The 24,932-nt window shown below is 38.3% G+C and carries 21 protein-coding genes; 13 read left to right on the top strand and 8 right to left on the bottom strand.

The window, feature by feature from the left end; translation table 11 throughout:
* The first annotated feature begins 120 nt into the window (after nt 1-120).
* The 3 genes from ABLB96_RS17770 (at nt 121) to ABLB96_RS17760 (ending at nt 4,360) form a co-directional block, all read left to right on the top strand.
* Nucleotides 121-2,253, top strand: a complete 2,133-nt coding sequence (locus ABLB96_RS17770) for a TonB-dependent receptor (protein WP_348896131.1) — start codon at nt 121-123, stop codon at nt 2,251-2,253.
* 9 nt (nt 2,254-2,262) lie between these two features.
* Nucleotides 2,263-3,372, top strand: coding sequence for an NADH:flavin oxidoreductase/NADH oxidase (locus ABLB96_RS17765; RefSeq protein ID WP_348896130.1), 1,110 nt, complete (start codon nt 2,263-2,265; stop codon nt 3,370-3,372).
* A gap of 64 nt (nt 3,373-3,436) precedes the next feature.
* Nucleotides 3,437-4,360 (top strand): AEC family transporter, encoded by a 924-nt coding sequence (locus ABLB96_RS17760; RefSeq protein ID WP_348896129.1) that lies wholly within the window; start codon nt 3,437-3,439, stop codon nt 4,358-4,360.
* Nucleotides 4,361-4,394: 34 nt separating this feature from the next.
* Here ABLB96_RS17760 and ABLB96_RS17755 read toward each other — a convergent pair whose 3' ends face one another.
* The 4 genes from ABLB96_RS17755 to ABLB96_RS17740 all read right to left on the bottom strand — a co-directional run bounded on the left by ABLB96_RS17755 (nt 4,395) and on the right by ABLB96_RS17740 (nt 7,158).
* A complete protein-coding gene (locus ABLB96_RS17755) occupies nt 4,395-5,219 on the bottom strand; it encodes a tetratricopeptide repeat protein (RefSeq protein ID WP_348896128.1) in 825 nt (274 codons plus the stop codon).
* A gap of 181 nt (nt 5,220-5,400) precedes the next feature.
* The gene (locus tag ABLB96_RS17750) at nt 5,401-6,111 is read right to left on the bottom strand and encodes a DsbC family protein (protein ID WP_348896127.1); all 711 of its coding nucleotides are present in this window, start codon (nt 6,109-6,111) and stop codon (nt 5,401-5,403) included.
* A 148-nt stretch (nt 6,112-6,259) separates the two neighbouring features.
* Complete coding sequence (locus ABLB96_RS17745) at nt 6,260-6,982, bottom strand: folate-binding Fe/S cluster repair protein (protein WP_348896126.1); 723 nt, start codon at nt 6,980-6,982, stop codon at nt 6,260-6,262.
* A gap of 59 nt (nt 6,983-7,041) precedes the next feature.
* Nucleotides 7,042-7,158, bottom strand: a complete 117-nt coding sequence (locus ABLB96_RS17740; protein ID WP_348896125.1) for a hypothetical protein — start codon at nt 7,156-7,158, stop codon at nt 7,042-7,044.
* 38 nt (nt 7,159-7,196) lie between these two features.
* Between ABLB96_RS17740 and ABLB96_RS17735 the strand changes: the two genes are divergently transcribed.
* From ABLB96_RS17735 to ABLB96_RS17720, 4 genes are all read left to right on the top strand, one after another.
* Nucleotides 7,197-7,649, top strand: a complete 453-nt coding sequence (locus ABLB96_RS17735; protein ID WP_348896214.1) for an SRPBCC family protein — start codon at nt 7,197-7,199, stop codon at nt 7,647-7,649.
* A 144-nt stretch (nt 7,650-7,793) separates the two neighbouring features.
* The gene (locus ABLB96_RS17730; protein WP_348896124.1) at nt 7,794-8,150 is read left to right on the top strand and encodes a DUF488 domain-containing protein; all 357 of its coding nucleotides are present in this window, start codon (nt 7,794-7,796) and stop codon (nt 8,148-8,150) included.
* 90 nt (nt 8,151-8,240) lie between these two features.
* Nucleotides 8,241-8,585, top strand: coding sequence for a zinc ribbon domain-containing protein YjdM (locus tag ABLB96_RS17725; RefSeq protein WP_348896123.1), 345 nt, complete (start codon nt 8,241-8,243; stop codon nt 8,583-8,585).
* A 211-nt stretch (nt 8,586-8,796) separates the two neighbouring features.
* Nucleotides 8,797-9,138 (top strand): YegP family protein, encoded by a 342-nt coding sequence (locus ABLB96_RS17720; protein ID WP_348896122.1) that lies wholly within the window; start codon nt 8,797-8,799, stop codon nt 9,136-9,138.
* A 54-nt stretch (nt 9,139-9,192) separates the two neighbouring features.
* On the opposite strand, the gene ABLB96_RS17715 is transcribed toward ABLB96_RS17720, so the two are convergent.
* The 4 genes from ABLB96_RS17715 to ABLB96_RS17700 are packed head-to-tail and all read right to left on the bottom strand — an operon-like array spanning nt 9,193 to nt 15,896.
* Entirely contained in the window at nt 9,193-10,908 is a 1,716-nt protein-coding gene (locus ABLB96_RS17715) for a proline--tRNA ligase (RefSeq protein WP_348896121.1), read from the bottom strand.
* 58 nt (nt 10,909-10,966) lie between these two features.
* Nucleotides 10,967-14,065, bottom strand: a complete 3,099-nt coding sequence (locus ABLB96_RS17710; protein ID WP_348896120.1) for an efflux RND transporter permease subunit — start codon at nt 14,063-14,065, stop codon at nt 10,967-10,969.
* A 14-nt stretch (nt 14,066-14,079) separates the two neighbouring features.
* Nucleotides 14,080-15,198 (bottom strand): efflux RND transporter periplasmic adaptor subunit, encoded by a 1,119-nt coding sequence (locus tag ABLB96_RS17705; RefSeq protein ID WP_348896119.1) that lies wholly within the window; start codon nt 15,196-15,198, stop codon nt 14,080-14,082.
* A gap of 59 nt (nt 15,199-15,257) precedes the next feature.
* On the bottom strand, nt 15,258-15,896 hold the full coding sequence (locus ABLB96_RS17700; protein WP_348896118.1) for a hypothetical protein: 639 nt from the start codon (nt 15,894-15,896) through the stop codon (nt 15,258-15,260).
* Between the two features lie 282 nt (nt 15,897-16,178).
* Between ABLB96_RS17700 and pilG the strand changes: the two genes are divergently transcribed.
* From pilG to ABLB96_RS17670, 6 genes are all read left to right on the top strand, one after another.
* Nucleotides 16,179-16,562 carry a twitching motility response regulator PilG gene (gene pilG, locus ABLB96_RS17695; protein WP_000389061.1) on the top strand — a complete coding sequence of 128 codons (384 nt, stop codon included), beginning with the start codon at nt 16,179-16,181 and terminating at the stop codon, nt 16,560-16,562.
* A gap of 23 nt (nt 16,563-16,585) precedes the next feature.
* The gene (locus ABLB96_RS17690) at nt 16,586-16,948 is read left to right on the top strand and encodes a PleD family two-component system response regulator (RefSeq protein WP_009389403.1); all 363 of its coding nucleotides are present in this window, start codon (nt 16,586-16,588) and stop codon (nt 16,946-16,948) included.
* Between the two features lie 60 nt (nt 16,949-17,008).
* Nucleotides 17,009-17,545 (top strand): chemotaxis protein CheW, encoded by a 537-nt coding sequence (locus tag ABLB96_RS17685; protein ID WP_348896117.1) that lies wholly within the window; start codon nt 17,009-17,011, stop codon nt 17,543-17,545.
* 46 nt (nt 17,546-17,591) lie between these two features.
* Entirely contained in the window at nt 17,592-19,670 is a 2,079-nt protein-coding gene (locus tag ABLB96_RS17680) for a methyl-accepting chemotaxis protein (RefSeq protein ID WP_348896116.1), read from the top strand.
* A 148-nt stretch (nt 19,671-19,818) separates the two neighbouring features.
* The gene (locus ABLB96_RS17675; RefSeq protein ID WP_348896115.1) at nt 19,819-24,324 is read left to right on the top strand and encodes an Hpt domain-containing protein; all 4,506 of its coding nucleotides are present in this window, start codon (nt 19,819-19,821) and stop codon (nt 24,322-24,324) included.
* Entirely contained in the window at nt 24,321-24,788 is a 468-nt protein-coding gene (locus tag ABLB96_RS17670; RefSeq protein WP_348896114.1) for a hypothetical protein, read from the top strand. Before ABLB96_RS17675 ends, ABLB96_RS17670 begins: the two co-directional genes overlap by 4 nt.
* The last annotated feature ends 144 nt before the right edge of the window (nt 24,789-24,932 follow it).

Below are 24,932 nucleotides of genomic sequence, written 5' to 3'. Positions count from 1 at the left end.
AATTAATTTTTAGATAACGAGATAGTGTTCCAGATTTACAACAATGCAAATCGAATTCAATCTCCAGACAAGACACCGCTTTTTGTTATGATAACTACAATATAAATAAAGGAAATAAGCATGTCCTTATTACGCTTAGACCGACTTCATTACTGTATTTTGATGAGTATGGGCTGTATTTCGAGTCCACTCGTTTGGGCTGAAGACTCAAATTCAGACGTTGCCAAATTGCCTACTTTACATGTGGAAGCAACGCGTACTGATACGACTTACTTAGAAACACCCGCTTCGGTTTTTCGAATAGATGCACCTCAAGCAGATACGTCTTCACAAGTGAATTTGACTGAAGTTGTGAAAGGGATACCAAGTTTACAGATCCGTAATCGTGAAAATTATGCGCAAGATTTACAGCTATCTATGCGTGGTTTTGGCGCACGTTCGACTTTTGGTGTTCGAGGAATTCGTCTTTATGTGGATGGTATTCCGGCCACTATGCCAGATGGGCAAGGCCAAACATCTAATATTGATTTAAGTAGTCTCGATCATGTAGAAGTCCTAACGGGACCTTTTTCTTCACTTTATGGAAACTCATCGGGTGGGACAATTTTAACTTCTACTAAAGAAGGGCAAGGGAAAGATTCAATTGAGCTGAGCTATTCTGGTGGTAGTCACGATAAAAGCCGAGCAGGAATTGTGCTACAAGGTGGAGCAAAGGGTGCGAATGAACCAAGTTATATTATTAGTTCATCGTACTTCGATACCGACGGTTACCGAGATCATAGCGGTGCAGATAAAATCTTAAATAACGCCAAGCTCAGTTGGAACCTTGACGATGGAAGCAAAATCAACTGGGTGACTAACTATGTCAAAATGAATGCTGATGATCCGCAAGGCTTAACTCATGCTCAGTGGAATGCGAATCCCAAACAGGTTAATGATTCAAAAAATATTTATAAGGTTCGAAAAGACATTGAGCAAACCCAGACAGGGTTGACATGGTCCAAGCCTATTAATGATAAAAATGAACTCTATGCCATGGCATATTTAGGCAATCGTCAAGTTACTCAATATCAATCTATTCCTAAGTCAGCACAAGATGCCAGCATTAATCATGCTGGTGGCGTGATTGATTTTGAACGTAATTATTATGGTGCTGATTTCCGTTGGACAGGTAAAGAACTATTGCCCAATACAACGGTGAGTTTAGGTGTTGCACTTGATGCAATGGATGAAGACCGTAAAGGTTATGAAAATTTTAACTTAGTAAATGGTCAGCCTTCTTATGGTGTTAAAGGTAAATTACGTCGTGATGAAGACAATACTTTGTGGAATATCGATCCATATTTACAAGCTTCATGGCAGTTCTTACCTACATGGCGTTTAGACACGGGCGTACGCTATAGCAATGTTCATTACAAATCTAAAGATAATTATTTAAGTAATGGTGACGATAGCGGCAAGACTGATTACAGTAAGGTTCTACCTTCTGCTGCTTTAAGCTGGCAAGTTTTACCTGAACTCATGGCTTATGTGAGTTATGCCAAAGGTTTTGAAACACCAACTTTTACTGAAATGGCTTATCAAACTGATACATCAAAGTCAGGTTTTAATTTTGATTTAAAACCCTCAACTAGTGATACCTATGAGGCTGGCCTAAAGTCACAAAACCAATTAGGTAATTTTACGTTGGCGGTTTTTCAAACCAAAACGAAGAATGACATTGTTGCAGCGGGAAGCTCAAACGGACGTGCAACCTTCCGTAATGCAGATAAAACTTTACGTGAAGGGGTAGAGTTTGCATGGAATAAAAAGTTATGGCGAGACTTAAGCGCGACTGCAAGCTATGCCTATTTAGATGCGACATTTGATGCTGATATTCCAGCTTTAGGAAATATTGCCCAGATCCCATCAGGAAATAAAATTCCTGGTATTGCTAAAAATCAGGCCTTTGTATCTTTAGCTTGGCAACCTAGCCACGGCTTATATGGTGGTGTCGATGTACAGTATATGGGTAAAGTATACGTGAATGATACCAACAGTGACGCAGCACCAAGCTACAGTGTAACCTCAGCAAACATTGGTTATGCATGGGATCTAGGTGATTGGAAAGTCAAAAGCTTTGCCCGTGTAGACAACTTGTTTGATAAAAACTATGCAGGTTCAGTGATTGTAAATGATGGTAATGACCGTTATTTCGAGCCTGCGGATGGGCGTAACTGGAGTGCAGGTTTACGTGTAATTAAACAATTCTAGGAATTTAAAATGGCAAAATTATTTGAAACGGTTAATTTTGATTCGCTACAACTGGTCAATAGAATTGTAATTGCCCCAATGTGTCAATATTCGGCAACAGACGAAGGCGAAATTACTTATTGGCACGAACAGCAATGGGCAAATTATGCGTTGTCTGGAGCTGGGTTATGCATTGTAGAAGCGACTGCTGTACAAGCGGAAGGTCGCATTAGTTATGCAGACCTTGGACTTTGGAATGATCAGCAACGTGACCAAATCAAAACTTTATTGGAGAAAGTCAAAACACTTTCTCCTATGCCATTTGGAATTCAGTTAGCGCATGCTGGCCGCAAAGCCTCTACTGAAAAGCCTTGGTTGGGTAAAGGCCAAATTGCAAAAGATCAGCCACATGGGTGGCAAACTGTCGCGCCAAGTACGAGTACTTTTTCTGTTCATGATACAGCACCACATGCCTTAAGCATTGATGAGATAAAGCAAGTTCAACAAGACTTTGCCGCTGCTGCAAAACGTGCAGTAGAAGCTGGCTTTGAACTAATTGAAGTACATGCAGCGCATGGTTACTTGCTGCATCAATTTTTATCGCCAATTGCCAACCAAAGAACAGACGAGTATGGAGGTTCTTTAGAAAACCGTATGCGTATGACGCTTGAGGTTCTTCAGGTAATTAAATTAGCCGTTCCCAACGGTTACCCTGTCGGTGTACGTTTATCTGCAACAGACTGGATGGATGGTAACGAGCAGTGGGATATTGAATCTACGGTTGGTTTATCAAAAGCTTTAGAGCAGCTAGGAGCAGCCTATGTGCATGTGTCTAGCGGTGGCTTACATGAACATCAAAATATTACCATCGGGGCGGGCTACCAAGTTCCGTTTGCCGAACAGATTAAGAAACATGTGTCTATTCCTGTAATAGCCGTGGGGTTAATTACCGAACCAGAACATGCTGAACAAATTTTAGAAAACCAGCAAGCTGATGCCATTGGGCTTGCTCGTGCTATGTTATATGACCCACGTTGGCCATGGCATGCAGCAGCTACACTGGGAGCAAAAGTTAAAATTGCGCCTCAATATTTGCGTTGTCAGCCACATGGATTAAAACAGCTTTTCGATGCGTTTTAGTTTAAATCTGCGGGCAAATTAAGATTTGCCCGTTTTTGTTTTGAAATGAGTGAGGGAACATTCTGTGGTTTTTCAGGTAATTTTACCAATCTTGATTTTATTATTGATGGGGTACTGTAGTGTCCTCATTAAAATGGTAACACCTGAACAGATTAAAGCCCTAAGCGCATTCGTTATTAAAGTTGCATTACCTGCATTTTTAATTCAGTCTTTAGCCCATAAAAATTTACAAGATATTTGGCACCCTGCTTATTTTATTGCTTATGGTGGTGGCTCTTTAATCTTATTTATCTTCGCTTTTATCATTTATCGAAAGTTTTTTAAAAATAGCCTAACCCATAGCGCCGTCATCTCTATGGGTGCTTCTATGTCTAATACTGGCTTTATGGGCACAGCTATTTTGACCATGCTTATTGGTAGCCATGCTGCTATTTATATATCTTTAACTTTAATTATTGAGAACTTATTAATTGTCGCCTTAATGCTGATTTTGGCTGAAGCTGGTATGCATGAGCAGCAGCAACTTTTACCGCTTCTTAAAAAAACCTTTTTCAACTTGCTGAAAAATCCAGTCATTATTGCAATTTTGGTTGGAATGAGCTGTATTTTGTTAGGTCTTCATTTACCTTCAACTTTGGGCCAAGCTTTGGAATTGTTAGGGAAGACAGCATCGCCTTTAGCATTATTTGCGATTGGCGGTAGTTTAGTTGGGATTGGTCTTACCGCAGTAAATTTACAAAGTATATTGTTGGCAATGTTGAAGGTCATTCTTATGCCATCTGTGATTTTTGCGCTTTTTTTAGTAACTCCAAATGTAAGCCGGGAAATGCTCTATGCAGGAACATTAATTGCAGCACTGCCGATGCCGATTGCATTTGGAATTTTTGGGCAAGCATATGGTCTAAATGAAAGAGCATTAACGCCTTTAATGATGAGTACTATTATTGGTTTTATTGGGGTTAGCGGGCTTATTGCACTGTGGTGGTAAAAGAAAAGCCCCATACGGGGCTATTGTTTCTTTACTATTTTTTAGGTGCAGGTTGTGCGGGAGTATTTGCAGCCTGTTTACTTTTTTCTGCAATAATCTTATCAACCGAAGCTAAAGACTCTTTAGCGTTAGGTACATTCTGATTGGCAAGTTCAGTAAAAATCTGTTTTGCTTGAGGCAAGTTTTGAGGAATGATATTGCCATTTGCCATCATGGTTGCTAAAGCCATAGATGCCGGTGCATAACCTTTTTGGGCAATTGCTTGTAAAGCCTCAATACCCTGACGCTTCATTAGAGGATTTTTATTTTCAACCCCTTGGCTAATATCATAAAGTGCCTTGACCTGAATAGCAGGGTAGTTACCTTTTCGAATTAAAGGTGCTAGTTTTTGCAAAGCAATTTGATGGGACTGAGGCTTTTTCTGAGCAAACAAAATAGTCGCAATTTTCACAGTTGCATCGTCAGAACCTTGGTTAGACGCTTTCTGTACATATTGACTAAATTTATTACTATCTTTTGCAACGCCTAATTCACCATTTTCATAGATCTGTGAAAGTCTATAACTGGCTTGAGCATAACCTTTGTTTGAGGCATCTTCATAATATTTCAGAGCTTTGGCAGTATCTTTAGCGGTGCCTTGGCCTATCTGAGTCATATAGCCTAAGTTATAGATTGCTTGCGCATTTCCTGTTTGTGCAAGACGTTGCATTTCCTGAAAAGCTGCTGGGTAGTTTTTTGCTGCGTAGAACTGTTCTGCCTGTTTAAATACATCGTTTTTAGCTACAGATGCAGTGCTATCTGCCGCAAAGATTGATGAACTTGAAATGGCGATTAGACTTACGATGAGTAACTTTTTCATTTCTTTTTAACCTTTTACTTTCTAGCTACATCATTCCATCGATGTATTGAACTCATTCAACTTCTCATCATAAATATTGATGAATGAAAGTAAACAGCCGATTTGTATATAAAACGATGTCTATAGAGCAAATTGTGTAGAAAAATAGTCCACCACTCTATAGGTAGAGTGGTGGATATGTTTATTTTACAGACTGTAGTAAGGCTTCAATCTGTTTTGCATCACTTGGCACACCAGAAATTCTTTGGCCATCTTGTAAGAACAAAGTTGGTGTTCCATCTATATTTAGTTTTTGACCTAAAGCGATATTTTTCTGAATTGGGCTTGTGCAGCTTTTGCTATTTGTTGGTAATTTGCGGTTAAGCATGTAATTTGTCCAAGCTTCTGCTGGGTTCTTTGAGCACCAAATTTGATTTGAAACTTTTTCAGCATTTGGATGCAAGCTAGTGAGAGGATAAAGGAAAACATATACCGTTACGTTGTCTACCCCAACCATATTTTGTTCTAAGCGCTGGCAGTAGGGACAGTCAGGATCACTGAAAATATAAAGGGTACGTTCACCTTTACCTTTGACATATTTTACGGCCTGATTTAATGGCAGGCTTTTAACATCAATTTTACCCAATTCGGCAATTCGTTCTTCTGTCATATTTTTTTGTTGTTTGATATCAACTAAATTGCCTACAAAAAAGTATTTAGCATCCTGATTGGTATAAACAATACGACCGCTTGTATACACTTCATAAATACCTTGCACAGGTGACTGATAAACACCTTTTACAGGTAAGTCTGGGTAATTTGTCTTCAGATTTTGTTCAAGTGTTTTAACATCAGCATGAGCAGAACCGAAAAAAGCCAAACTCAACATGAGTGTAGCAAGTTTAGTTTTCATATTTTTTCTCTTAGATTTCAACCTGGATTATAATGGCATAGAAAACACAAAAGTTTTATGCCCTAATTTAATGAATTCATTAGAATTTTGTATCTGTAAAAAAGCCCGTCAATTATTTTACGGGCTTTTTATGTGTTAAATAGAATAATTATTGTGGTCGAGCTACATCACCACTTAAAGCTGCAGGTAACTCTAAAACTTGTAGTCCGAGTTCTGTTAAAGCGGCAGGCTTTGCAACTACTAATGCGATGTATCCATCATTTGTTTGTGCGCTATTCACAACTTCTACATCATTGTGTAGTTGAGTTGCTGTAGCAGGGGCTTCGCCTGTGCCTTGAATTAGGTGTAACCAGTGTTTCGGTTTTGCTTTAAACCAAAGGCGTGCCACAATTTCTTGACCTAGGTAACAGCCTTTATCGTAATTGACACCTTCACGTTGATGTAGACGTAATTCTTGGGGTTGAAACTCATGTTCGGTTGCTTGAGTAATCCAAGCTTGGCCCGTCATGATAGCTTGCTTTTGCCATTCGGATACATCAGTTTCTGTCGAGCTGAACTCAGTATGACCATTTACAACTTTTGGAAATACAACACCTTGTTCACTTAAGACCATTTTTGAAAATGCACCATATTTTTTAATATGTTTGGCAAACTCTTCAGCTTGATCTTGAGTAACAACAATTTCAAAACTTTCAGCACTAATCTTTTTTAGCCACAGACCGAAGTGAATACGACCTTTAAGATCACAAATAGCTGTATAGCGTGTTTCATTTTCGGCTAAACGCTCAGTATCTACAGTAACCTGACCTTGTAAGAACTTCTGTGCATCTACACCGTTTAATGCATATGAAGAGAAAGCGAGCAGACTCATAATTAATCTCAAATTCAATAGGTTTCTTTATGATTGCTGACTATTTTGCGCCATTTTTACTAAAAAATCAGCCATAGTTTTCGTAATTTGAGTTTGTCCTGAAGTTGGCTTTTTTGTTTTAAAAAACACCAAAAATATACGTTTGAATAAAGCGGAAGGTTTAAGCTATTAACCATAATTTTTATAACTTAGATGGACTTAAAACAAGGAGAATATAATGGCAACAGGTACAGTAAAATTACATCGAGTATTTAAGGCTCCCGTTGAGCGAGTTTATCGTGCTTTTCTCGACCCAGATGCTTTAGTTAAATGGTTAGCTCCTCACGGTTTTACTGCGAAGATGCATAGTTTTGATGCCAAAGTGGGCGGCTCATATAAAATGAGTTTCACCAATTTTTCGACGGGATCAACGCATTCTTTCGGAGGAACATATGTTGAACTTATTCCAAATGAGTTAATTCGTTATAACGATCAATTTGATGATTCAAATTTACCGGGCACCATGCAGGTGACTATTACATTAAAAACCGTATTGGTCGGTACAGAAGTACATATCACTCAAGAAGGAATACCTGAAGCTATACCCGTAGAAGCATGTTATTTAGGATGGCAAGAGTCTTTGTCTTTATTAACTTTATTGGTAGAAGCTGCGATTCCAGATCAGTAATGAGCTTGTTAAATTTGATTAACTTCATTGAAAGTGAGTAGAGAAAAAACTACTCACTTTCTTTTTTATAATGAATGAAAAAGAACAAAATATTGAATGGCCTTATAAAGCTTAAATTATTAGGTGCTTTAGTGAGAAAAAGTGATGGAAATACAGATTAAAAGAATTTATGAACATGTAAGTGCTGATGATGGAAAGCGAATTTTAGTAGATCGTCTATGGAGTCGAGGAATGAGTAAAGAAAATGCTCATTTAGATTTGTGGCTAAAAGAAATAGCGCCTTCAACCGAACTTCGTAAATGGTTTCATGCAGAATCCGCAGAACATTGGAACGAGTTTAAACAGCGTTATTTGGCAGAGTTAGCAACGAATCCGGCTGTTAAAGAGTTACAAGACATCGTGTCACAGCATAAAGTTACTCTTTTGTATTCAACAAAAAATATAGAACATAACCATGCGATGATTTTAAAAGAATATTTGCTGGAGAAGAGTAAAGGATAGATGTATAAATTTTTTTTTGGTAAAAGTCTTTTATTTAAAACTTTAAAAAATGAGTCATATCTCGCATAATATAATTTTTGAGATTTTTTTATGTCTTTGCCAAATTGCCCAAAATGCCAATCAGAATATACCTACCAAGACGGCGATTTATTAATTTGTCCTGAATGCTCACATGAATGGAAGGAAGGGGAAGCTTCAATTGCTGAAGAGCAAGAAATCATTAAAGATGCAAATGGTAATGTCTTGGCAGATGGCGATAGCGTTACTGTAATTAAAGATTTAAAAATTAAAGGTTCATCTTCAGTTGTAAAAGTGGGAACAAAAGTAAAAACAATTCGTTTAGTTCCAGATGCAAGTGATGGCCATAACATTGACTGTAAAATTGATGGTATTGGTCAAATGAAATTAAAATCAGAATTTGTAAAAAAAGCTTAATTTGTTAATTTTAATTACATTTTGGTAGAGGCACACATGTTGCCTCTATCTTTTTAATCATTCAACATCCTTATAATTTTATTACGATAATGTATAAAAAGTAGTCTATCCAAAGTTGCATACCTCATTTATATTGTCATTAATAATGAATAACTTTCGTCCAGAATAATAACGAAAGTCATACTCACACCAACAAAAAAACGAGGTTCATATGGCAGGATGGTACGAAATTTCTCAAGCGAATGATGGACAATATCGCTTTGTATTAAAGGCTGGTAATGGCGAAATTATTTTAAATAGTGAGCTATATAAAGCGAAAGCATCAGCTGTGAATGGTATCGAGTCCGTTCAAAAAAATAGTGGTGACGAAGGGCGATATGATCGTTTAACTGCAAAGAATGGGAAACCTTATTTCAACTTAAAAGCTGCAAATCATCAAATTATTGGTACGAGCCAGTTGTATGCCAGTGAAGCATCTCGTGATAAGGGGATTGAATCGGTTAAAACCAATGGATCTTCGGCAACCATTAAAGATTTAACGGTTCAGGCATAAAATTAAATGTAAAAAAAGCAGCTTCTAAAAGCTGCTTTTTTATTTATATATTTATTAACGCGCTAACTTAGCTAAAAGTTCTTCTTTAGTTAAATTGCTCGCTTCAGCATCGCGACGGCCTTTGTATTCGAAAGTACCAGCATCAAGGCCTTTTTCACCAATCACAATACGATGAGGGATACCCATCAACTCAAGATCAGAGAATTTAACGCCTGGACGTTCGTTACGATCATCAAGTAATACGTCAAAACCTTGAGCTTGAAGTTCTGCATAAAGTGCTTCTGCTGCTTCAAACGTACGTGGTGATTTGTGTGCATTCATTGGAACAATTGCGATTTCAAAAGGTGCAATGGCTTGTGGCCAGATAATACCTTTATCATCGTAATTTTGTTCAATTGCTGCTGCAACCACACGTGTTACACCAATACCGTAACAACCCATAGTTACTGTAAATGGTTTGCCATCTTCACCTAGAACTTTACAGCCTAAAGCTTCAGAGTACTTGGTACCAAGTTGGAAAATATGACCGACTTCAATACCGCGTTTAATTTGTAGCATACCTTTACCATCTGGAGATGGATCACCTTCAACTACGTTACGTAAATCAAAGACTTCAGTGATTTGGGCATCGCGTTCCCAGTTTACGCCTACCGCATGTTTATCTACTTCATTTGCACCAGCAACGAAGTCAGAAAGAACAGATGCAGCACGGTCAACAATTACAGTTAAGCCTTTTTCGACTAAACCTTGTGGACCTGTAAAGCCAGCAGTTAAACCAAATGCTTGAAGTTGTTCTTCAGTTGCAAAAGTAAGAGGGGCCGCGACTAAAGGATGTTTCTCGGCTTTAATTTCATTCAGTTCATGATCGCCACGTAAGAATAGCGCAACCACAGGAACATTGCCTTTTTCGTCAGCAATGCCTTGCACCAATAATGCTTTTACAGACTGTTTTGCATCTGCCTTTAAGAATTGGCAAACATCATCAATTGTTTTTTGGTTTGGAGTCTCAACTAATTTAAATTCTTGTGCAGGTGCAGCACGTTCACCCACTAAAACTGCCTCAGCCATTTCAACGTTTGCTGCATAATCAGATTCAGTTGAAAATGCGATGTCATCTTCACCACTTGAAGCCAATACATGGAACTCATGTGAAGCTGAACCACCAATCGAACCTGTATCTGCTTGTACTGGACGGAAGTCCAAGCCTAAGCGAGTGAAAATACGGCTATAGGTGTCGTACATTACATCATAAGTTTCTTGTAATGATGCTTGAGTTGCATGGAAAGAATAAGCATCTTTCATGATGAACTCGCGTGAACGCATTACGCCAAAACGTGGACGAATTTCATCACGGAATTTAGTTTGAATTTGATAGAAATTTACAGGAAGTTGTTTATAACTTTTTAGCTCGTTACGCGCTAAATCGGTAATCACTTCTTCATGTGTAGGACCCAGCACAAACGGGTTGTCGTGACGATCTTTAAAACGTAATAGTTCAGGGCCGTATAGTTCATAACGACCTGATTCTTCCCACAGACTAGCGGGTTGAGTCACGGGCATGAACACTTCCATAGCACCTGAACGATTCATTTCCTCACGAACAATCGCATCTACTTTTTTAAGCACACGTGTTCCCATCGGCAGCCATGTATATAAACCAGATGCCAATTTACGAATCATCCCCGCACGTAACATAAGCTGATGTGAAATCACTTCAGCATCGTTTGGGGTTTCTCTCAACGTTGCAAATAAAAAGCGGCTTGCGCGCATGGAAAAAGTCCTAAAAGTTAAGCGTTGTAAAAACGCAGATTATACGATAGTTGCTGCATTATGACATGAATCGTCTGGTTTGACGCAGCATAAAGTTTTTCAAGTCATCCAGATAAGTGAAAATGACAGGTACAACCACAAGCGTCAATAAAGTTGAGGTAATTACCCCACCAATAACTGCATGAGCCATCGGTGCACTTTGTTCTCCGCCTTCACCCAAGCCTAGAGCTAAGGGAACCATACCCATGACCATAGCGCTGGTAGTCATTAAGATGGGGCGTAAACGGGTTTTACCTGCTTGTAAAATAGCATCATAACGACTTTCCCCATGTTCCATGGACTTTTTAATAAAGTCGATCAGTAAAATCGCATTTTTGGTCACTAGCCCCATAAGCATAATAATGCCGATAATCGAAAATAGATTAAGGGTACTTTTAAACAAGAATAGGGCGAGGAAGACACCAATTAAAGATAATGGTAAAGATGCCATAATCGCAGCGGGATGAATAAAACTATTAAACTGAGAACCCAAAACAATATAAATAAATACAATGGAAAGAGTAATCGCAGTTAAAGCATAGCCAGCAGATTCGGCCATATCTGCATTGGCACCTTGAGTATTGAAAGTATAGCCAGCAGGCAACTTAAATGCTTTTTGCATTTTATCAATATCTTTTCCGATATCACCACTTGGGCGTCCCGACGTATTTGCTTTAATCAATACTTCGCGCTCAAGATCACGACGGTTAATTTGTGAAGCACCTAATTTTTCTTCAGTCGTTGCGACTGCACTCAATGGAACTAAGATTGGTTGTCCATTTGCACTGGTTTTATTTGAGTTGAGATAAAGGTTTTGCACATCTTGAGGAAGCATGCGCTTGTTTTCATTTAATCGAATATTAACGTCATAAGTTTCGCCGTCACGATCTTCCCAAGTTGTGACATTGTCACCAGCAATTAATGGACGAATCGCATTGGCAACTTGAGAAACAGATAAACCTAAGTCACTTGCCAGTACACGATTAATATTCACACCTAAAGTTGGCTTTGGCTCTTTTAACGAGCTTTCTAAATCGACCACGCCGTTAATTTTACCCATTTCAGCTATAAATCGATTTGAAATTTTTTGCAGCTCATTTAGGTCAGTTCCTTTAATAGAAATCATGATTGGCTTTTGGCCACCAGAAACGGAATCTTGAGCAGCAGCGACAGAGGTCACATGAATACCTGCTACGGTTTGCAAACGGTCACGGAACTCATTATTAAGTGTCGTCAGATCTGAACTGCGTTGTTGTTTTGGTTTTAAGGTCACACCAAGACCCGCATGGTTTTTACCAGAGTCTATTGCGCTGTTTACTACACCATAGGTAGAAACAACATCAGGAAATTGTCTAATAATTTGATCGACCTGATGTAACTTTGCTTGGGTATATTCTAAAGATGCATCGACTGGAGTTTCGAATTGAATACGAATTTCGCCTTTATCTGGGACTGGTACAAATTCGGTTCCGATCAATTTAGATAAGCCTAAGGCCGCGACCAATGAAGCAATTGCAATAATAACGGTAATGAAACGAAAGCGTAGCGCGAGTTTTAATAGTTTTTCATAAATATGGGTCAGGCCATCTAGTAAACTAGAAATACGATTAAAGAAACGTTGAAGTCGGCTCTCTTTTTTCTTTACAGAATCTTTCCAATGAGCTGAAAGCATGGGGTCGAGTGTAAAACTGATAAACATAGAAATGAGAACAGCGGTACTAACGGTTACCCCAAATTGATAAAAGAAACGTCCAATCAATCCCCCCATAAACGCTACGGGTAAAAACACGGCAACAATCGTAAGCGTGGTTGCAAGTACTGCTAATCCAATTTCTTTGGTGCCATCTAAAGCTGCGGTGACATGGTCTTTGCCAAGCTCGGTATGTCTAACAATGTTTTCTCGAACGACAATTGCATCATCAATTAACAGACCAATACTGAGTGACAAGGCTAATAGCGTCATCATGTTAATACTAAAGCCAAAAGCCCAGATGAATGTTAATGTTCCAAGCAGGGTAATGGGTAACGTTAAACCTGTAATGACGGTAGAACGGAAAGAACCTAAAAAGAGTAAAACAATTAAAACGGCTAAGCCGGCGCCTTCAATAATGGTACGAACTACATCTTTAATTGATGCACGTATACCTTTGGAGCTGTCTGCAACAATTTTATAGTTTAGACCCGCAGGCATTTGAGCTTTTAGTTTCTCTAGCGTTTGGTAAGTTTTATCGACAACTTGAATTACATTGGCATCGGAACTTTTTAAAATATCGACAGAGACTGCTGTTCTTCCATTATAAAATGCACTCGATTGAAGTTCGGCTTGAGTATCTTCAACAGTTGCAACTTGTTTTAGAAAAATGGGGGAGCCATTTTTATTAGCAATAACCAGATCTCCAAAACCAAAAGGATGAATCACCTTAGATTGAATTTGTACCACCAGTTCGGAGTTTTTTTGCTGTAAGGTTCCGGCAGGGACTTCAATATTTTCATTTTTTAGAGTGTTAATGACCTGATCAATGCCTATACCGTAGCTTTGTAATTGCTCAGGATGAATCTTGATGCGAATCTGGCGTTTAGCATCACCTAATAAATTGACATTACCCACACCAGAAACAGTTTTAAGCTGAGGTACAACCCGTTTATCTATATAGGAACTTAATTGAGCCAAATTCATGCTACTAGACTCAAATACTACCGACATAATCGGGCTAGATGAAGGATCGTAGCGTTGTACAATGGGGGTATCAATTTCATCACGAAATTGAGCCGTAATTGGAGCAATTTTGTCGCGGACATCTTGTGCTGCAATGGCTGAAGAGGTATCTAGATTAAACTCGGCCACAATCATGGAAAACCCTTCACTTGAGCGTGAAGTGATTTGTTTAATACCTGAAATTGTATTGATTTGGTCTTCGAGTTTTTTTGTAATGTCCGACTCAACAGCCTCAGGTGAAGCACCGGCATATTGTGTAGAGACCACGACGAATGGGAAATCTACATTTGGAAACTCTTCAACCGTCATGCGTTTCCAAGAGGCCAGCCCCAGCACCATTAAGCACAGCATCATCATAATGGTAAAAACTGGGTACTTCACACTGATTCGGGTAAACCACATAAGCTATTGCTACCTTATTTATTTTTTTCGGCTGTAAGCGTCACTTTTTTATTAATGTCTGAGTCGTCAAACTGGATACGGCTGATCTGATCTGTGCTTTGTAAGCCCTGAACTAAAGCAATATTTTCGTTGTAACGCTGCTCAACTACCCGAATTTTTACTTTCTGAATGGTTTGATTACGTATAACCCATACAAAAGGATCTTGTTGCAAGTTTTGAATGCTATCTAAAGGAATGGTTTGTCCCTGATTGCTATCGCTATGCAAAATTATGCCGTTAATGAATGCACCAATACTTAATGAATCAATCGTTTCTTTTGGACTCGCAAAGAATTCAATTTGTCGACTGTCTTGGTCTGCAACAGGGGAGATCCGTGTCAGTACGGCATGTAATTGCTTCGAATTACCTTGAATCTGATATTGAATAGAGCTACCGACTTTTAGCGCTGATTGTTGTTCAATAGGTAGTTTCGCCTGAATTTCTAATTGGTCAGGATTAACGATTTCAAATAAAGTTTGCCCAACCGATACAGTTTGCCCTGGTTCAACTTGTCGTTTAGTAATAATCCCTGAAATAGGGCTGGTAATAACTCCATCCCGATCCGCTTTTTTAGCAATATCAACATTTGCTTGTTGAGCTCTAACACTTTCAAGTTGGCCTTTATAATCTACTTGGCTCTGCTCAAACTCTACACGGGCAATAAAGCCTTGATCGAGCAGTCGTTGTTTACGGTTCATTAAATTACGTGAAAGCTCTGCTTGTGACTGGGCAGAAGCCAGATTGGCTTGTGCTTGTGCTAAACGCGCAGCATTATCCTGATTATTTAATCTGACTAATACTTGGCCCTTTTGTACCTTTTGACCCACATTGGCAGTAACGGCAGATGCTGTTGCACTCACTTGAGCTTGAATTGAGCTTTGTTGTACAGCTCGAATCGTTCCTGTAAATACAGTCTGGGCAGCAACAGAGCCTTCTTTTACAGAAATTAAATCTTGAGGAATCAGTTCAATTTTTTTAGGTTCGGATGCTGTTGTTTTTGGTGCTTCTTGATGACTACATGCAGATAAAATCAAACTAAGGCTAATCACGCTTAATTTAAAAAAAGTAAAAGGGCTAAGATGCGTTGTGCGCATACAGCATCATCCTGTAATTCAAATTTTATTTTGCCCCTATTCTTGATAAAGCTGTGCGCTTATTCAAGCTTTTTTAAACGATCGATAATATTTTCATAATCATTATTGGTCCGATTATAAGCTTTTGACAGTATTTCAAGCGTTTGTTTTACTTTATTAATATTATTTAGATTGTTTTCAATCAAGGTTTTATGTCTTTCTGGAACTTTTTCACCTTTGCGAAAATATTCCATTTCTTGGCGTTTAAATAAAATTTTGTCTTGTTGTAACTGAGTAAGTTGTTCTTGCTGATAATTTATTTGTTTTTTTATAGCCAATAATGCTTGGTCCCTTTTCATAATCGCAGTTTTACTATTGCTATATGCTTTTTTTAACTTATTGTCTTGTTCTCTATATTGTGCTGATAAAGCACGCTGTGAGGATTGATTTAAATCCTTCTCGGAATTATAGGGGTGATTTCTTTTAATCACCTGCATATTTTGGTCGAGTGCTTCATATCCATAGCGAATATGAGCTGGCGTTACAGAGGTACTAATATTTGCAATACCATGTTGATCATAATAGCGATACCAAACTGCTTTTGGCGTATCAGTTACAGCCAAAGTAGGAGATGAGAAAAACAATGATCCGCAAGAAACAATGCCTAAAGATACAGACAAGCAGTTCCTATAAAAGGCATATTTCATCCGCTTATTCATAAAATTCCCCAAAAAAGAAAGGTAAGTCTCTTATTTTTAAATAATTAATCTTAAATATATTAGTTATTATTTAGTTAAATAAAAATATAATGTTTATAAAAAAAATGATAATTTTTTTGAAAGTGTGATGAGGTTAAAAGTTATTGTTTATAAATGAGAAAGTAGACAAAAAGCTTTCATTGAAAATAGAAGTGTAGATATGTTAAAAATGCGTATAAATCTGTAAAAACAAATTTAAGTTAAATTACATTTATATTTTATGTTATGGGGATGGAAGATTAAATGGAAGATGCATTCCAAAATCTGAAAGTAATGGTTATTGATGACTCAAAAACTATTCGCCGTACAGCAGAAACATTATTGCAACGTGAAGGTTGTGAGGTGATTACTGCTGTCGATGGATTTGAAGCTTTATCTAAAATAGCTGAAGCGAATCCGGATATTGTTTTTGTAGATATCATGATGCCTCGTTTAGACGGTTATCAAACTTGTGCTTTGATTAAAAACTCTCAAAATTATCAAAACATTCCCGTTATCATGCTCTCTAGTAAAGATGGTTTATTTGATCAGGCAAAAGGGCGTGTGGTAGGTTCAGATGAATACTTGACGAAACCATTTAGCAAAGATGAATTGCTAAATGCGATTCGTAATCATGTAAGTTCATAATAAGTAATTTGAGGGCAAAAGAAATGGCACGTATCCTTATCGTTGATGACTCACCAACAGAAACTTTTCGTTTTAAAGAAATACTCACTAAGCATGGCTATGATGTACTTGAAGCATCTAATGGTGCAGATGGGGTCACTTTAGCAAAAGCTGAGCAGCCTGATTTAGTCTTAATGGACGTTGTAATGCCAGGTGTAAACGGTTTTCAGGCAACTCGTCAGATTAGCCGTGGGGAAGACACTAAGCATATTCCGGTGGTTATTGTGAGTACGAAGGATCAGGCAACTGACCGAGTATGGGGTAAGCGTCAAGGTGCAATCGATTACTTAATCAAGCCGATCGAAGAAAAGCAATTGATTGATGTAATTAAACAATTTCTAAATTAACTCATCCATCCATAAAAGCATAAATAACGGGACGAATACGCCCGTTTTATAGGATCGAGTATGGCAGCGAATGGATTTATCGAGTTACTTCGTTTGTCTAAACGGGGTAATAAGAACTACGCTTCAGTTCAAAATGAAGCACAGCGATGGTCAGGGATTGCTTTTGAAATGAGAGGGCAATACTTCGTCGCACCACTTGGGGAAGTGTCAGAAGTTATCTATCCACCAAAATATACGCCAGTTCCAAATACCCAAAGTTGGGTAAAAGGCTTGGCAAACATTCGGGGACGGTTACTTTCGGTGTCTGATTTGGCTCATTTTATTTCAGGGCAACGAAGTTCATTTTCGTCTACCCAAAAAGTGTTGTGTATTAGCCATCACGACCAGTATGTGGGGTTGGTTGTGGATCAGGTTTTGGGGATTCAGCACTTTAATAAAAAAAGCTTTTTTTCTCAGAGTTTAGACTTAGAGGAAAATCTAAAAGAATATTGCCAAGGGTATTTTCACCAACACAATCAGCATTGGCATGTCTTTTTATTTAGTCGGTTATTGCAAAATCCACAATACATGAATGCATCGACAAAATTTATAAACTAATTTTTATGCTGTAAACAAACAGTGTATTTTTCTGGGGAGAAGCTGTATGGGCTTTAAACTTAAAAAGAAAAGTGGCAATCGCGGTGCTACCGAAAAATCGAGTGTCAATTTTATTGCAAAAATCCAGTCAAAAATTGAGCAATTTGCCAGTTTGTTTGGGGAAAGTGAAAAGTCCAAGCCTATCCTTTATGCAGCGCTGTTAAGTTTATTACTTGCTTTAATCTCACTGGCGTATCTATTTTATAATGTACCTCGTCATAACCAGTTAATTCGAAGTTTTGGTGAATTGCGTCTGTTATCTCAAACGATTTCCAAACAAGCAACTGAGGCAACAGAGTCAGGTTCTCAAGAAGCAATTACAAAGCTACTGCAATCTAAAAAAGACTTTAATGACAACTTACTAGAAATTCAAAACATTAATGGTAGGTCGACAGATGAATATCAAAAAGTTGAAACAATGTGGGGCGAAGTTTCGAAAAATATTGATTTGATTTCATCACAGCAAAAAGTTCTTAACCAGTTATATGACACTAACATTTCGATTAGTGAAACGGTTCCAGAGATTCAGGCAGAATATAACTTGATGGTTGACCAAATGGCACGTCAAGGTTTGCCAAGTAGTCAGGTAATTATTGCTAAAAACCAAGTATTCATTGCAGAACGTATTTTACGTTCGATTAACTCTGTATTAAGTGGTACGGATGGAAATGTATCAACGAGTGACTTTGGTGTAGATATTGATACCTTTGGTACTTATTTAAATGCTGAGCTTAATGGAAATGCCGAATTAGGGGTTGACCGTATTGCTGATCCAGCTTTGCGTGAGTCTTTAGAAAGTATTAAATCTGAATATGAGAAAGTTTTAAAATCTGCTGCAGCTACGGTATTAAAAAATGGTAGCCAGATTGTCAATGTCCGTCAGGCATCTTCTCAGATTTTCTCTAAATCAGATCTCATGTTACAAAATCTGGGGCACTTATCTGATACTGCAAGAAAGAACTGGCTCACTTTATTTTTAGGTGCTGTTCTTATTCTTTCTTTAGGCGGATTAATCTTCTCTGTATTTAAGTTAATTACATTACGTAGTGTAATGGATAAGCAACGTGTTGCTCGATTACAAGAAGAATATGACCGTAACCAGAACGCGATTTTACGTTTACTCGATGAAATTGCCGATCTTGCAGATGGTGACTTACGTTCATATGCAACGGTATCTGAAGACTTTACCGGTGCGATTGCCGACTCGATTAACTTCGCAATTGACCAATTACGAGACTTGGTATCCCGAATTCATGAAACTTCTCAGGAAGTTGCACGCTATACGCAAGATACCCAAAGTATTACTAACCAATTAGCAGAGGCATCAGAGCATCAGGCACAAGAAATTGCAGGTGCATCAACTGCAATGAATGAAATGGCACAGTCAATTGACCAAGTATCTGCCAATGCATCTGAATCTGCCGAAGTAGCTGAGCGCTCAGTACAAATTGCATCAAATGGTGCACAAGTAGTAAACCGCTCAATTGAAGGTATGGATACCATTCGTGAACAGATTCAGGAAACCTCAAAACGTATTAAACGTCTGGGTGAGTCTTCACAAGAAATTGGTAACATCGTATCGCTGATTAACGACATTGCGGACCAAACGAACATTCTTGCTTTAAATGCAGCAATTCAAGCATCTATGGCGGGTGAAGCTGGCCGTGGTTTCGCCGTGGTTGCCGATGAAGTACAACGTCTTGCTGAACGTTCAGCATCCGCAACAAAGCAGATCGAAACACTAGTTAAAACAATTCAGACCGATACCAACGAAGCTGTTATTTCAATGGAGCAAACTACTACTGAAGTTGTACGTGGTGCGAACTTGGCAAAAGATGCGGGTATTGCTCTTGATGAAATTCAAAAAGTATCGGGTGACTTGGCAAACTTGATTGCTAGCATTTCTGATGCAGCTAAACTTCAGTCTGCGTCTGCGAGTCATATCGCAACCACCATGACTGTTGTACAAGAAATTACCTCACAAACAACAACAGCAACCTTTGATACTGCTCGCTCCGTATCGGAATTGGCGAATATGGCAGAGTCATTACGTGAGTCAGTAACGGACTTTAAATTACCTGACTAAATTGGGGGATAAGAATAGCTATTCTCATCATAGCTATTCTTTTAAAAAGTATGAGCAGCACCTGACAAATATTGGGGAAATAGTTATTTTTCTGGTGTTGACTCTGTAGTTTTCCCCACTCAGGGGGCAAGCAAAAGAAGCCTTTGCTATGAAAGAAATATTAAAAACTTTAACTGAAGCAATGACGCTACCTGAAGATAGCTATTCTGAACAAGATGCCGAGTTTCTTGAGATCTTCGTAGAAGAAATTGAAGAGATTTTTGTTGATTTGCAACCTTTAATTCATGAATGGGTGCAATCTGAGAATGTTACTACGCTCGCTGAAATTCGCCGCCATTTTCACACCTTAAAAGGTTCTGGAAGAATGATTGGTGCTAAATCTTCAGCAGAGCTTGCTTGGGTTGTTGAATATACGCTCAATCGGGTGATCAATCAAAGCCTTAAGTTGACTCCAGCTATTCAGGGCTATGTTCAGTTAGTATTTAAGTTCTATTTTTTTAAATTAGTAGATAATTTTAAGCAAAAAAAAGCACATGCTGTAGATTTTAGACCTCTTATTTTATTAGGCCAACAATTACAACAGCAGCAAAGTCTAGAACCTGCTTTAGAAGAGCTTTTACAACTTTCAAATACGCTTACTGCTGAAACAGTAACTGGACTTGAGCTAGATGGCACCTTGCAAAATGAATTAGCTGAACCGTCTATTCAAGATGCACATACCGAAATTGAAATAAATCTAAATGAAACCTTAGCTTTGTTTATGGAAGAGGCTGAAGAGCATTTAGCTACAATTAATCAGTTCTTGGAACAAGAGCTACATCAGTATGATAGCTATAATGCTTTGATTCGTGCCCTACATACTTTGCGTGGTAGCTCTGCAATGGCGCAGGTTGAAACCATTTTTGAAGCCAGTACCAAAGTTGAGCATTTATTTAAAATACTATTGCAAGAAGAGCTTTCTTCCCATTCTGAAGAAATTCTACTATTACAAGAATATCGTGAGTTTATTAGAGATAGTTTAGAACTATTATCCCATCATAGTTCTAATGAGCAACTTGAAGCGAGATTGCAACAGTTTAATCAGTCATGGGATGCATACGCTGAGCAATATGGTGATCAAACAGACCCATTAATGCCTTCTCATGGTTTAGTATCTCAATTATTACAATTAGATGTTTCTGAATTACTTGATGCAGAATTAGATTTTGAGAAGGGGATTCGTACCGAGTTTCCTCATTATCTTGAGCGTTTAAGCGAACAGGCAGATCTGTTACTTCAACATACACAATCTCAAGCTATGCTTGGTTTGCATGAATATACAAGTCAGTTGAAAGAAAGCTATGATGTATTGCTTGATAAACCAGCGCTATTGCAATCGGATTATGTTTTTGAAATTTATCAAAAAGCACATCAGCAGCTCATTCAATTATTTGATGCATTAGCTGCTGGTCAGCGCGTAGGTATTGTTAAGCAAAATCAAAGTATTTTAGAAGAATTAAAACTTTATACTTTATATAGCCCAGACCTACAAAATAATCTGGCCTCACAGGATGCTTCATTCTCTGTTGAACCAGAGCCAGAGGTAAGTGTTACTACAGAGAATTCATCAAACTCTGTTGATTGGACAGCATTAAGTCAAAGTGTACAGCAAGATCGCCAATATATTTCATCTCCAGAGGTGAACCGAAACTTTGATGCTGATCTTCTAGATATCTTTCTTGAAGAAGCAGAAGAATTACTTGAAGGAATTGATACTGATCTCAATATTTGGGTCGGCGAACAAGAAAACTTTGCTGCTCTGAACAACCTGATGCGCTATTTGCATACCTTAAAAGGTGGCGCAAATATGGTTCAGGCCACTTATCTTGGTTCAATTGCGCATGAGTTAGAAAGTATTTATGAACGTCTAATTCAAAAGCAATTGGTTGCATCTTCACCTTTAATTGATTTTATCCGTTTGGTGCAAGATGACTTGGCTGACCGTTTGCAACTTATGCGCGAACAACAGTTAGATTATGCCGCACCTTATACAATTCAAGCGTTGAAGCGAGCTGGCCAAAGCTTTGATTTCCAAACTGTATTTGCAATTGAAACTTATGATACTGAAGATGAGCTACTTCCTGAGCAGGAATTAATATCTGATGTATTAATAGATGAAAGACCGGTATACGTTGAACCAGTTTTTGCAAAATTAGAAAGCGTACAAGATCAGTCGACTGATACAACCGTTATTGAGTTGGCTATGCCGACGGAAATTAATACATTGGTTGCACAGCAAGACAATGATGCAGTAATTGATGAGCAAGATATTGCGGCTGTTGTTGAGCAGACATTCTTAGAAGAAGCTACTGAATTGTTAGAGATGGCTGATGTGCTATTGAAACAGTGGTTTGAAAAACGGACAAACCGTAGTATTTTGCTTCAACTACAAAGAGCCGTGCACAGTTTGAAGGGTGGTGCACGAATGGTTGGCTTAGAAGCCGTACAAGCCATCGCTTACCAACTAGAGAATGCTTTTGAACAATTTGCACTTCATCACTTCAATTCTAATATTTATGATCATTTATTAGAAAGTGCGTTTGTATGGTTAAAAGATGCAATCTTTAAGCACAACTACCAACATTTCGATGGATTGCAACAAAGCTTAGAAAATATTCAATTCTTTGAAACCACAATTCAAATTCCGACTAAGTTGACGAAAGCCGACTTGTTTAGCTCAGAACCAGTGATGACCTTTATACAAGGTGATGGTACAGAACCACCACCAATGATGGGGGCATGGGAGCAAACAGAACGTCTGGATCAGAATAATGAAATGATTCGTGTTTCAGCGGACTTAATTGAGAAGATGATTGATTTGTCTGGTGAAAACTCGATTAACCGTTCACGAATTGAAATGGATTTAAGTCAGTTTGGCCATACACTGGTTGAGATGGAACTGGCAATTCAACGACTTGCCGATCAGTTGCGTCGAATGGAAGGTGAGCTAGAATCACAAATTATTGCTAAACATGGTATTGAGCATTCTCGTTATACTGATTTTGACCCTTTAGAGATGGACCAATATTCATCTTTAAACCAATTATCAAAATCTCTTGCTGAATCCGCATCGGACTTGGTCGACTTTAAAAATACGTTATCTGACAAGATCAGGGATACTGAAAGTCTGCTTTTACAGCAGTCACGGATTCAAGCTGAAATTCAAGAAGGCTTGATGCGAACACGATTGGTTCCATTTTCCCGTTTGCTACCGCGTTTACAACGAATTGTCCGTCAAACATCTTCAGCATTGAATAGACCTGCTGAGCTTTTTGTAAATAATACGGAAGGCGAGTTAGACAGAAACATTTTAGAGCGTTTAGTGACTCCGCTTGAGCATATGCTTAGAAACGCAATTGACCATGGTTTAGAAGACCGTATACAACGTCAACAAGCGCATAAACCGGAAGCAGGACGTATTGAACTTAATATTCAGCGTCAAGGTACCGATGTTGTTGTTGTGTTTAGCGATGATGGACAAGGTATTGATGTTGAAAAAGTTCGACAAAAAGCGCTGCTTGCTGGTCTCATCAAACCGGAACAACACTTAGAACAGCAAGATATCTTGCAATTCATTTTCCATCCTGGTTTAAGTACAGCAGAACAGGTTACCCAGATTTCTGGGCGTGGCGTTGGGCTTGATGTTGTACAAAGTGATATTAAGGCTTTAGGTGGGCATGTTAGCGTAGACTCTGTCTATGGGCAGGGAACAACATTTACTATCCGTGTACCAACTACGGTAGCTGTAAGTGATGCCTTAATGGTGAAAGTTGCAGATCAGCAATTTGCGATTCCACTTGCTCAAATTGAGCGAATTATTCGAGTTTCGCCAGCATCTTTAGAACAGTATTTTGAGTGTCCTCAAGAATCATTTGAGTATGAAAACAAACGTTATCCATTACGTTATCTTTCAGAATTTGTTGGTAACCAACCAATACCACGACTAAGTGATGTGATGTATTCATTACCCGTTTTAATGATTAAGGCGAATAACGGACAAACTGTGGCATTACTCGTTGATCAGTTAATTGGTTCTCGAGCACAGATTGTGGTGAAACCAATTGGACAACAGTTCTCTAGTATTGGAGCGATTGCAGGCGCCACAATTTTAGGTGATGGCCAAGTATGTCTGATTTTGGATGGACAGAATATTGCTCGACAAATTCAGTCTACCCAACGACATAAAGAGTTCAGTGAAGCAGGATATAGACAACGTGAATCTGACGAACGCCGACTTATCATGATTGTGGATGACTCAGTAACCGTACGTAAGGTAACGTCCCGATTACTTGAGCGCCAAGGTTATGACGTTGTTACTGCAAAAGATGGTGTTGATGCGATAGAACAGTTAGAAAATATTAAGCCAGATCTAATGCTGCTTGATATTGAAATGCCACGGATGGATGGCTTCGAAGTGCTCAACCTAGTTAGACATCATGATATACATCAATACATGCCAATTATCATGATTACATCGAGAACTGGTGAAAAACACCGTGAACGAGCTTTCTCATTAGGCGTGAGTCAATATATGGGTAAACCTTTCCAAGAGGAAGAGTTACTAGAAAATATCGATGCTTTACTTGTAGTATCTGAAAGTGGGGTGAAATCATGAAAGATAGTGTAAATACTTCTTTAATCGCTAATATGGATCAGCAAGAGCTACAGCACCTTATTACGGTTTCTACTGGTTTTATTGATGCCTATATCATTGAATGTAATGATCAGGTACCCATGTTATTACCGCAAAACATTGTGTTGTCTGCCATGGACGTAAAAAATGGCGTAAAACATATTGAGTGGCATGATGTGAAACTGCCTATCTATTCAGTGCATAACCAAACTGACCAACATGCGGTAGCACTAGTAATTGAAGGTGAAGATATTAGTCAGCGTTTTGCTTTAATGTGCAAAAACATGCCTGTTTCTATTCGTTTACGTATTTCTGAAATTGTCGATGAAGTAGATGAACATCAAGAACTTGAACAGTACCCAACAGTATTTAAATATGTGCGAATGCAAGATCAACGCTACCACATACCTAACCTAGAATATATTGAAAAAACACTTGGCTTATAAAGAAAAAAGGAACTCAAATGAGTTCCTTTTTTATGAAAAATAAATAAATTTTAAAATATAAAATTTTATATTACAGTTAGAGAAATTTTTTTAGAAAACTGATATAAATAATATTATTTATAAATGCAAAGATCAAAGAATTAT

The organism is Acinetobacter sp. XH1741 (genome assembly GCF_041021895.1).
In the GTDB taxonomy this organism is placed as follows: domain Bacteria; phylum Pseudomonadota; class Gammaproteobacteria; order Pseudomonadales; family Moraxellaceae; genus Acinetobacter.
The sequence above is the reverse complement of the archived record's forward strand: the minus strand, read 5'-3'. Positions and strand labels throughout refer to the sequence as shown.